14 protein-coding genes are annotated in these 9,566 nt (G+C 73.7%); 8 read left to right on the top strand and 6 right to left on the bottom strand.

The features are described from left to right. The first annotated feature begins 103 nt into the window (after positions 1-103). On the top strand, positions 104-685 hold the full coding sequence (locus IE321_RS39355; RefSeq protein WP_190226463.1) for a GNAT family N-acetyltransferase: 582 nt from the start codon (positions 104-106) through the stop codon (positions 683-685). 3 nt (positions 686-688) lie between these two features. On the opposite strand, the gene IE321_RS39350 is transcribed toward IE321_RS39355, so the two are convergent. Then, positions 689-1,240 carry a hypothetical protein gene (locus IE321_RS39350; protein ID WP_190226462.1) on the bottom strand — a complete coding sequence of 184 codons (552 nt, stop codon included), beginning with the start codon at positions 1,238-1,240 and terminating at the stop codon, positions 689-691. 195 nt (positions 1,241-1,435) lie between these two features. Between IE321_RS39350 and IE321_RS39345 the strand changes: the two genes are divergently transcribed. The 4 genes from IE321_RS39345 (at position 1,436) to IE321_RS39330 (ending at position 3,908) form a co-directional block, all read left to right on the top strand. After that, on the top strand, positions 1,436-1,840 hold the full coding sequence (locus tag IE321_RS39345) for a DUF4259 domain-containing protein (protein WP_190226466.1): 405 nt from the start codon (positions 1,436-1,438) through the stop codon (positions 1,838-1,840). Between the two features lie 65 nt (positions 1,841-1,905). After that, positions 1,906-2,316 carry a hypothetical protein gene (locus tag IE321_RS39340; protein ID WP_190226461.1) on the top strand — a complete coding sequence of 137 codons (411 nt, stop codon included), beginning with the start codon at positions 1,906-1,908 and terminating at the stop codon, positions 2,314-2,316. Positions 2,317-2,403: 87 nt separating this feature from the next. Then, positions 2,404-3,003, top strand: a complete 600-nt coding sequence (locus tag IE321_RS39335; protein WP_190226460.1) for a DUF1349 domain-containing protein — start codon at positions 2,404-2,406, stop codon at positions 3,001-3,003. Positions 3,004-3,065: 62 nt separating this feature from the next. Next, complete coding sequence (locus IE321_RS39330; RefSeq protein ID WP_190226459.1) at positions 3,066-3,908, top strand: hypothetical protein; 843 nt, start codon at positions 3,066-3,068, stop codon at positions 3,906-3,908. Here IE321_RS39330 and IE321_RS39325 read toward each other — a convergent pair. Genes IE321_RS39325 through IE321_RS39315 form a run of 3 tightly spaced genes read right to left on the bottom strand, consistent with a single transcriptional unit; the run spans position 3,886 to position 5,405 of the window. Next, positions 3,886-4,293, bottom strand: coding sequence for a hypothetical protein (locus IE321_RS39325; protein ID WP_190226458.1), 408 nt, complete (start codon positions 4,291-4,293; stop codon positions 3,886-3,888). The two genes, IE321_RS39330 and IE321_RS39325, sit on opposite strands and share 23 nt — an antisense overlap. A 22-nt stretch (positions 4,294-4,315) precedes the next feature. After that, positions 4,316-4,597 (bottom strand): DUF397 domain-containing protein, encoded by a 282-nt coding sequence (locus IE321_RS39320; RefSeq protein ID WP_190226457.1) that lies wholly within the window; start codon positions 4,595-4,597, stop codon positions 4,316-4,318. Beyond that, positions 4,557-5,405 (bottom strand): helix-turn-helix domain-containing protein, encoded by an 849-nt coding sequence (locus tag IE321_RS39315; RefSeq protein WP_190226456.1) that lies wholly within the window; start codon positions 5,403-5,405, stop codon positions 4,557-4,559. Before IE321_RS39315 ends, IE321_RS39320 begins: the two co-directional genes overlap by 41 nt. A gap of 191 nt (positions 5,406-5,596) precedes the next feature. Between IE321_RS39315 and IE321_RS39310 the strand changes: the two genes are divergently transcribed. Then, entirely contained in the window at positions 5,597-5,899 is a 303-nt protein-coding gene (locus IE321_RS39310; RefSeq protein ID WP_308076656.1) for an ATP-binding protein, read from the top strand. Positions 5,900-5,949: 50 nt separating this feature from the next. Then, positions 5,950-6,582, top strand: a complete 633-nt coding sequence (locus IE321_RS39305; protein ID WP_043229551.1) for a class I SAM-dependent methyltransferase — start codon at positions 5,950-5,952, stop codon at positions 6,580-6,582. A gap of 18 nt (positions 6,583-6,600) precedes the next feature. Here the strand turns inward: IE321_RS39305 and IE321_RS39300 are convergent, their stop codons facing one another. Further along, entirely contained in the window at positions 6,601-7,266 is a 666-nt protein-coding gene (locus IE321_RS39300) for a dihydrofolate reductase family protein (protein WP_190226455.1), read from the bottom strand. A gap of 121 nt (positions 7,267-7,387) precedes the next feature. Between IE321_RS39300 and IE321_RS39295 the strand changes: the two genes are divergently transcribed. Beyond that, positions 7,388-7,966, top strand: a complete 579-nt coding sequence (locus IE321_RS39295) for a TetR/AcrR family transcriptional regulator (protein ID WP_190226454.1) — start codon at positions 7,388-7,390, stop codon at positions 7,964-7,966. A gap of 10 nt (positions 7,967-7,976) precedes the next feature. Here the strand turns inward: IE321_RS39295 and IE321_RS39290 are convergent. Next, on the bottom strand, positions 7,977-9,566 hold a 1,590-nt coding region (locus IE321_RS39290; RefSeq protein WP_308439755.1), incomplete at its 5' end, for a hypothetical protein.

Here is a 9,566-nt window from a genome sequence, read left to right as displayed (position 1 = left end):
ACTCACCGTCCGCGCCACCACCGCCCTCGGCGACATCACCGCCCACGCCAACTGAGGGCCGGTGACCGGCACGCGCTCACGCGGCGGAGCGATCATGGGGACCATGACCCGCACCCTGTCGACTCCGCCCGTGATCGAGCCCGGCTCGCTCGCCGCCTCCGCCCAACCCCGGCTCCCCGCCGACGGCTTGCTGCTGCGCCCGTGGGAGGCGGCCGACGCGCTGGTCTTCCTCTCCGCCTACGAGGACCCGGCGCTCCGCCGCTGGCACACCCGTCGGCCCACCTCCGAGGCGCAGGTCGTGGAGTGGTTCGACGACTACCGGCGGGACTGGGAGCGGGAGCGGGGCGCGCACTGGGCGGTCACCGGCGACGGCGGGCGGGTCCTGGGCCGGATCGCGCTGCGCGGCCTGGACTTCGACGACGGCGTCGCCTGGGTCGGGTACTGGGTGCTGTCGGCCGCCCGGGGCGCCGGAGTGGCCACCCGTGCCCTGGCGGCGGTCTCCTCCTGGGCGCTGGACGGGGTCGGCTTCCACCGCCTGGAGCTGGAGCACTCCACGCTCAACGACGCGTCCTGCGGGGTCGCCCGGAAGGCCGGCTACCTCCTGGAGGGCACCAAGCGCAGGGCCGCCGTCCACGACGACGGCCCCCACGACATGCACCTCCACGCGCGGGTGCGGGGCGACTGAGGGTCACAGCTGGTGGGTCCAGGCGACGACCAGGACGGCGCAGGCGAGCGCCGTCACCAGCGTGACGAGGACGGGCCCGGCGCCGACCCTCCGCCCCCACAGCCGGCCGGCCAGCCGGTGGTGCAGCCGGTGCAGCAGCGCCAGGACGCCGAGTCCGGCGGCCGCGAACGGGAGGGCGACGAGGAAGTGCGCGGCCCAGGCCCCGGCCAGCGTGGGCCCGCCCCAGGAGTGGTCGTACGGCCCGGATTCGACCAGCGGGTAGAGCAGGCCGCGCAGCACGGACAGCACCTCGACGCCGACCGGCACGAGGGCGATCAGCCCGAGCGGCACGCACACCAGCGCGTGGCCGAGGAGCCGCCCCGCACCCGGCCGTCGCACCGCCGCCGGGTCCTCGCCCCCGATCCGGGCCCACCACTCCGCCGCCCGGTCCGCCCGCCCCGCCGCGACGAGCCCGGTGGTCGCCACCGCGACCGGCAGCAGCACCGCCGCGCGTCCGGCCCGCCGGAGGAGCCCCGCCGGGCCGCCGCGCACACCTCGTGAGAGCCGAGCAGCCATGTCCTGTCCCCCGTTGTCCGGTCGTCCGCCGGCCATCCGCCGACGCCCGGGACAGTAGGGCCGACCACCCCTCACCCACCTCACCCCACGGTGCCATTCCCCACCCCCTACCCGAGTAGGGGGCGGGCCGTTGTCAGTGGCCGCTGCCACGATGGCGACAGACGGGCATCACTACCGAGAGAGGGCGTGCGCGCCATGGGGACCTGGGACATCGGGCCGTTCGACAACGACACCGCGGCGGACTTCTCGTACCGCGTGGACGAGGCGGACGAGGGGAAGAAGGCGGAGGTGCTGCGGGCGGCGTTCCGGGAGGTGACCGGGACCGGGGAGGAGTACCTGGACGCGGACTTCTCCATGGAGGCGATCGCCTCGGCGGCGCTGGTGGCGGCGCAGTGCCCGGGCGGGGAGCCGGTCACGACGTCGTACGGGCCGAAGAAGCCGCTGGGGGTGCTGCCGGAGGAGCTGCGGGCGGAGGCCGTCGCCGCGCTGGACCGGGTGCTGGCCGAGCCGTCCGAACTCCTGGAGCTGTGGGAGGAGTCGGACGGCGAGGAGTGGAAGGCGGGGGTGCGGAAGCTGCGGGGGATGCTGGCGGGGGCCTGACCTCCGACCGGTCCCGGCCGGCTCGGGCGACTACGGTGGATCTCCTGACGACAGCGGGGGGTTCGATGGACGTGCCGACGTGGGGCCTGGTCATAGAGACGACCGTGGGGATGGGCGAGCGGAAGCACGTGGAGGCCACCGTGGTGGCGCATGTGACCGGGTCGCGCGAGGAAGCCCTGGCGGAGCTGGAGCGGCGGGCGCGGAGCTATGCGCCCTCGCATCCCCTGAGCCCCCGGCGCAGCCGTCTCCTCCGGCAGGGGGACGGGTTCCTGCTCGTCGTGGACGGAGCCTGGCAGTCCTTCGTCACACGGTTCACGGTGGCGGAGCTGCTGGTCGACTCCGCCGCACCCGCCCCTGAACCGGAGCCGGAGCCGGAGCCCGGGCCGGTGGAGGAGCCGGTGGTGGACACGGCCGCCCGGGACGCGGACGGGGTGCCGGTGCGGCCGACGTGGCTGGGGCGCGCCGACCTGCCGTGAGGGCCGCCCGCTTGGACTTCCGTGCGGGTTGTTGGATCCTCCGCCGCCGGTGCGGCTCCGGGGGCGGTGGGGCCCGATCATGGGGCCATGTCCTCCGAAACCGATGCCCTGCCCCTCTCCCTGGACTGGGTGGTCCCGCCCGCGTCCTGGTCCTTCGACGGTGACGTCCTGACGGTCACCGCCGCCGCCCGCACCGACCTGTTCACCGATCCGCTGGACGGCTCCCGGCGGCAGGACGCCGCGCTGGCGCTGACCGTGCCGCCGGAGGGCGACTGGCAGCTGTCGGCCCGGCTGCGGGTCGGCTTCGCGGACGCCTGGGACGCCGGGGCGCTGGTCGTGTGGGGGGACGACGACCACTGGGCGAAGCTGACGTTCGAGCGGGCGCCCGACGGGGCCGCCGGGGTGTACTCGGTGGTGACCCGGGGCCGTTCGGACGACGCGATCGCCGCGCCGGTCGCCGTGGACGCGCTGTGGCTGCGGATCAGCCGGACCGGCGACCGCCTCGCCTTCCACTCCTCCGAGGACGGCCGCGTCTGGGCCCTGGTCCGGCAGTTCGCGCTCGGCGGCCCGGGGGCCGTACGCGTCGGGGTCGGGGCGCAGTCGCCCGTCGGGGACGGCTGCCGGGCCGAGTTCGAGGCCCTGCGGCTCGCCCCCACGCCCCTCGCGCACCTCTTCGACGGCCGCTGATCCGGCTGCCGCCCCGGCATCGGCCGCCGACGCCGGGGCCCCGCGGGCGCTACCCTCCCGCCATGGCGAACAGGGGTGCGTGGCGCGCGGAGGTCGTCGACCATCAGCAGGAGGAGGGGCGTCCGCCGTACGAGCCGGCCCGCCGTCCCGGCGAACCCCTGGCCCGACGCGGCGAGTTCGCCGTGCACGGCGCCGAGGGCGCGGTCCGCGTGACCGGCGCGGACGGCCGCACCCGCTGGACCCACACCTTCTCCGGCCGCCCCAACGCCGCGCACGTCTCCGGCGACCGGGTCCTCGTCACGACGGACTCGCTGGAGTACACCCCCTGGGGCTTCCTCGGCCCCGCCCACCTCCTGGACCTCGCCGACGGCCGGCTCGTCGCCGAGCTGCGCGGCGAGCGCGGGGCGGCGTACGGCGGCGGCCGTTTCCTGCTGGGCCTGGAGGGCTACGGCATCTTCGAGACCCGCGCGTACGACCGCGACGGCGCGCAGACGGACCTGTGGCCCTCGTACGGCCACTACATCGTCGGCACGGGCGTCCGCGTCGTCGAGGCGGACCGCCGCACCCCGACCGGCAACCGCGTCGTGCGGCTCCTCCCCGGCGGCGTCGTCACCCCCGGCCCCGCCCTGACCGACTCGCTGCCCCCGAAACCGGTCGTCCTCCCGGACGGGACGGTGCTGGTCCTGGACGGCCCCGTGCTCCGGGCGGTGGACCGGGACCTCGGCTCCTCCGTCCTGGCCGAGCTGGCGCCCGTCAGGGACAGCCGGACGATCCGCTCCCTCCGCCGCGACGGCGACGACCGCCTCGTCGCGACCGTCGCGGAGCCCCACGCCGCCGATCCGGCCCGCTACACCGTCGACACCTGGACCTTCCGCCTCTCCGCTACCGGCGGCGGCGGTTCCTGACCGCGAACACCACCGACGCGCCGGTTGCGCCGACGGCGGTGACCGCGAGCACGAGCAGCCCCGGATTCACCCACACGGGGACGATCTCCTCCCCCGCGCACACCAGGCTCACCGGCAGCGCGCTGCTGGAGTCGGGCTCCCTCATGAGCCCCGCCTTGAACCAGCAGGCGTCCTCCGGCTGGAGGAACGGCATGTACGAGAGCCCGTACAGGTGCAGCGCCCCGCCGAGCAGGTAGGCCAGGACGGCGAGCCACGCGGCCTTCTTGGCGGGGGTGCGCTTGGGGCGCGGCGCCGGCGGCAGCCCGCCGTTCTCCCGGCGGGCCCGCACCATCCCGACGTACGTGATCCCCGCCCACGTCGGCAGGACGACGGCGAGGATCAGCATCCCTATGAGGGTCACCACGGGGTCAGCGCCCGACGCGCCCCTCGACGGCGGCGCGCACGAAGGCCGTGAAGGCGGCCGGGCTCGCCAGGAAGGCGGGGCCCTCGGGGTTCTTGGAGTCGCGGACGGCGATGTGGGCGGAGAGGTCGGCGACCTCGATGCAGTCGCCGCCGTTGTCACCGCTGTACGAAGACTTACGCCAGTCGGCGGTGCCGAGGGGAGCGCACTCGACGCACTGGCCGCCCGTGTCGGAGCTGTACGAAGACTTACGCCAGCGCGCTCCCGCCAGGTTTCGGTTGGTCTCCATAGTGTTCCTCCATGACGCGGGTGATCAGCGCGGACGAGTCTTCCACCGAGAGAGCGGCCGCTCGGAGGTGATCGTAACGGAGCGACCCCTGCTTGAACGCGGCTGAATCCACGGTCATATGCCCCTGAACGAAGTCCTCGGTGTAGACGAGGTCGGGGTCGTCCGAGAAGCGGAGGAGGTTGAAGGAACCCGGCTGGCCGGCGTGTGCACCGACTTCAAAGGGGAGCATCTGGATCTTCACCCACTCGTGCTCCTGCATTTCCAACAGGTGGGCCAGTTGCTCTCGCATCACCTCCCGCCCGCCGGTCTCCTGGCGTAGTGCGGCCTCGCTCATGACGACCCACAGCAGAGGCGGTTGCACGCCCTGCAGGATCCGCTGGCGCTCAATACGGGCAGCGACCAGACCATCGAGATCGCTCTCGAACCTGACGCTCAGAACGGCCCGAGCGTAGTTCTCGGTCTGTAGCAGGCCGTCCACCACTTGCGCCTGGAACGAGTAGATGTACGTCGCCTTCGCCTCCATCTCCGCGTACGGCCTGAACCACGAAGGCAGTTGGCTCTTCAACACCAGCCCCACCAGCCGCGTGAACAGCCCGCCCGTCATCAGCGCCGCATCGACCCGCTCCGAGAACTCCCTCGTCGGGACCTTTCTCGCCGTCTCGATCTGGCCCACCAGCGAGCCGGTGCAGAAGAGGATGTCGCCGAGCTGCGACTGACTGAGCCCCGCCTCCTCTCTCAGGCGGCGGAGTTCGTAGCCGTAGTAGTCCAGCGGCGAGGCGCTGGGGTCGAGGCTGCGGATGTTGACCATGAAGAGGTCACCCCCCAAAGCGTACGCGCGGAGGCGTTGCGTTCAGTCCGTAGCCGAGCGTAACGAAACCGCTCCAGGCTGGGGGCATGAACGAACCAACAGACTTGCATCCCGCGGCACTTGAGGCCAGTTACCGGATGGGCTTCACCGTGGGTGAGCACTCGGCCCGTCACATGCGTCGCATCCTGCGCGTGTTCCTCACGCGTTGGGCGCTCGACCGGGTGTCCGATTCCGCGGAGCTGGCGCTGACGGAGCTGGTCGCGAACGTCGTGCGGCACGTGCCGGGGCGGCGCTGCTCGGTGCTGTTCCTTCGGGAGCCGTACGGGCTGCGGGTGGAGGTCGCGGACGGGGTGGCCGGCGCGCCGCACGCGAAGGTGCCGGACGTGACGGCGGAGTGCGGGCGGGGGCTCGCGGTGGTGGAGGGCGTGACGGACCGGTGGGGGGTGGAGGAGCGGAGGGACGGGAAGACGGTGTGGTTCGAGTGCGACGGGTAGGGCACGATGGGCGCCCGTACCGACGTACTACTCGCCAGTAGGAGACCGCCATGTCCGAGCCCCGTCCCGAGATCCTCGCCGCCTTCGAGGCGGCCAAGGGCTTCATGCCCGTCGGCGAGGGCCTGGCGCTGTACGCGGCGGCGGCCGAGGCCGGGAAGCTCGGGCTGCCGCTCCTGGAGGTGGGGACGTACTGCGGGCGCTCGACGATCCTGCTGGCGGACGCGGCGCGGGAGGCGGGCACGGTCGCGGTGACGGTGGACCACCACCGGGGCAGCGAGGAGCAGCAGCCGGGGTGGGAGTACCACGACCCGACGGTGGTGGACCCGGAGGTCGGCGCGATGGACACGCTGCCGACCTTCCGGCGGACGCTGCGGAAGGCAGGCCTGGAGGACCACGTGATCGCGGTGGTGGGGCGCAGCCCGCAGGTGGCGAAGGTGTGGGGCGGGGAGCTGGGGCTCGTCTTCATCGACGGCGGGCACACGGACGAGCACGCGACCAACGACTACGAGGGCTGGGCCCCCCGGGTCGCCCCCGGGGGCCTGCTGGTGATCCACGACGTCTTCCCGGACCCGGCGGACGGCGGGCAGGCGCCGTACCGGATCTACCTGCGCGCGCTGGAGTCCGGCGACTTCGAGGAGGTCTCGGTCACGGACTCGCTGCGGGTGCTGCGCCGCACGGCCTGAGGCGGGGCCGTCCCGGGGTCACTTCCGCCAGAAGAGGTGGTGGGTGACCCCGCTCGGGCTCGGGACGACGTCCAGGTGGAAGCGGTCGGTCAGCTCCTCGGGCGAGTCCCAGAGCCTGAGGCCGGTGCCGAGCTTCACCGGGGAGACGACGACGTGGAGGGTGTCGACGAGGTCGGCGTCCAGGAACGCGCGGACCGTCGTCACCCCGCCGCCGAGGCGGACGTCCTTGCCGTCGGCCGCCTCCTTCGCGCGCTCCAGGGCCGTCGCCGGGTCGGCGTCGAGGAAGTGGAACGTGGTGTCGGAGAGCGTGAAGGACGGGCGCGGGTGGTGGGTGAGGACGAAGACCGGGGTGTGGAACGGCGGCTCCTCGCCCCACCAGCCCTTCCACTCCTCGTCCTGCCAGGCGCCGCGCTGGGGGCCGAACTTGTTGCGGCCCATGATCTCCGCGCCGATGTTGTGGTGGAAGTCGCGGACCAGGTGGTCGTCGAGGCCGCGGCTGCCGCCGGGGTCGGTGCGGTTGGGCCAGCTGGCGGTGGCTCCGGCCCAGGCGAAGAGCCGGGCCGGGTCGACGTGGCCGAAGGGGCGCTCCAGCGTCTGGTCCTCGCCGGCGGCGACGCCGTCGGCGGAGACGTTGAAGTTCTGGACCTTCAGCAGCTGGGGTGCGGGCCGGGGGCCGGCGGTCATGGGGGTCCTCCTCGTTCGGGTGTTCCGCAGTGATGACTGCCCGGGCGGCGGAAACTCATCGCGGGGGACGCGTAGGCTACGCAAAGGGGTCAAGGTGTAGTACTACGAGCGGAGTGGTGTCATGGCGAGACGGAACGACGAGCGGCGCGCCGCGCTCGTGGACGCCGCGATCGAGGTGCTGGCCAGGGAGGGCGCCCGCGGGCTGACCTTCCGCGCGGTGGACACCGAGGCGGGCGTGCCCACCGGCACCGCCTCCAACTACTTCGCCAACCGCGACGACCTCCTCACCCAGGCCGGCGCCCGGGTCTACGAACGGCTCCAGCCCGACGAGGCGGCCGTGGAGGAGACCCGCACGGCGCCCCGGGACAAGGAGACGTACACCCGGATCATGCGCGAGCTGGTCGGGCGGATCTCCGCCTTCCGCACCGGCTACCTCGCCCTGCTGGAACTGCGCCTGGAGGCCACCCGCCGGCCCGCGCTCCGCTCGATCCTGACCGAGCGGGTGCGGGCCGACGTCGCGGCCAACGTGGCCTTCCACGAGTCCTCCGGCCTCCCCGGCGACGCCACCTCCGTCAAGCTGCTGATCCTCACCCTGAACTGGCTGATCGTCGAGCAGCTCACCCTCCCCGACGTCTTCACCGAGGAGGAGCGGGACGCGCTGGTGGCGGCGGCCGTGGACCGGATCGTGGACGGGTACTGACCCCTCCCGGTCAGAGGCCCGACGTCACGTACAGGCAGTTGGTGTAGGTGTACCCCGGCTCGATCTCGGCCTTGCTGCTCTTGGTCTCACCGGCCACCGCGAAGCCGCCGCCGGCCCGCCGCTGGAGGAAGTGGTACGTGCCCGCCGGCAGCTGGAGCGTCGCCTTCGGGTACTTCGAGGACGCGCCCCCGCAGGGCTTGGCGTCCGGGTCGACGGCGCCGCGGATGCCGCCGTAGTTGGTGCACGTGCCGCAGGCCCTGAGGGTGATCTTCCCGGTGACCGGGCCCGTGTAGAGCAGCTCGACGGCGTCCTTGCCGTCGTTGCTCACCACCATCGGCATGCGGGAGCCGCCCGGCACCGTCGCCGACGGCAGCTTCTTCCCGGCGGCCGGCTCGTGGTCCGCGATCTGCGCGGCGATCGAGATCGTCCGGGCGTGCGCGGTCTGCGGGCTCTTCGGATAGTCCTTGGCGTACTGGTCCATCGTCTTCACGGCGTCGGAGTACTCCTCGTCGCGGAACTGCTTGGTGCCGCAGGAGAAGACGCCCTTCTGGATCGCCCGGTCCGCGTCCGCCACCGGCCCGCTCAGCTCGTAGCCCTTGAGACCGGCGACGCCGGACCGCCGGGTCCGCACCTCCTCGGTGGTGGCGCACGGGTCGGACGCGCTGCCGTCGGAGAGCGGGGCCGCCGCCTTCCGCAGGCCGTCGCCGACCAGCTTCTCGGTCCGGCCGACGTACACCGACTCCGGGAAGGTCGCGGCCAGCTCGGTGAACGCCTCGTGGGCGGCCGCCGTCGACTCCCGGCCCAGCTCGCCCGCGCCGCACTCGTACAGCGACTGCGCCAGCGGCTCGTCGAAGCCGTCCGCGCGGTCCCCGAGCACCTTCGCGTCCACGGTGTCCGGGAGCCCGCGCAGGTGCTTGAGCGGGTCGACCGCGTCGCAGTACTTCTTGTCCGTGTACGGCTTCGACACGGACGTCACGTACGCGTCCAGCCGCTCCGGCACCAGCTTCGCCGCCCGGGAGCCCGGGTGGTCGAGCGCCAGCTTCTCGTACGTGTCCAGCGCGGTGGTGTAGTCGCTCTCGGCGAGCTCGAAGCGGCTGCCCTCCTTGGCCTTCACCAGCGCGTCGGCCGTGGCGAGCCGGGCCAGCAGGGACTGCTGGAACGCCTCCTCCCTGGCCTCGTCGCGGGCCGAGCCGTACGCGACGGCGCCACCGGCCGGCACGGCGAGCAGCACGACGGCGAGCGGCAGCACCAGGCGCCGGGCCGCGGCCCCCACCGAGAGGCTCGCCCGCAGGCCCCGCAGGGCTCCGGCGGCGGCGACGGCGAGCAGCGCGGCGCCGTACCCGACGAGCACGCCGAGCGGCACGCCGTCCGCGTCCGCGGGGAGCGCGAGGAGCAGCAGCGCCGCCGTGGCGGCCCAGCAGACCGCCGCCCCGATCCACTGGCGCAGCAGGACGTAGCCGAGCCCGAGGCACGAGAGGTTCAGCAGGCCGACGGCCACGGCCTGGAGCGGCCGGCTCTCGCCCTGACCGCCCCCGCCGCCCGGGCCGGAGCCCGGCGGGGCGGAGGGCGGCGGCGGGAGCGTCCCCGCCCCGGCCCAGCC

Source organism: Streptomyces hydrogenans (assembly GCF_014656075.1).
Lineage (GTDB): Bacteria > Actinomycetota > Actinomycetes > Streptomycetales > Streptomycetaceae > Streptomyces > Streptomyces hydrogenans.
The sequence above is the reverse complement of the archived record's forward strand: the minus strand, read 5'-3'. Positions and strand labels throughout refer to the sequence as shown.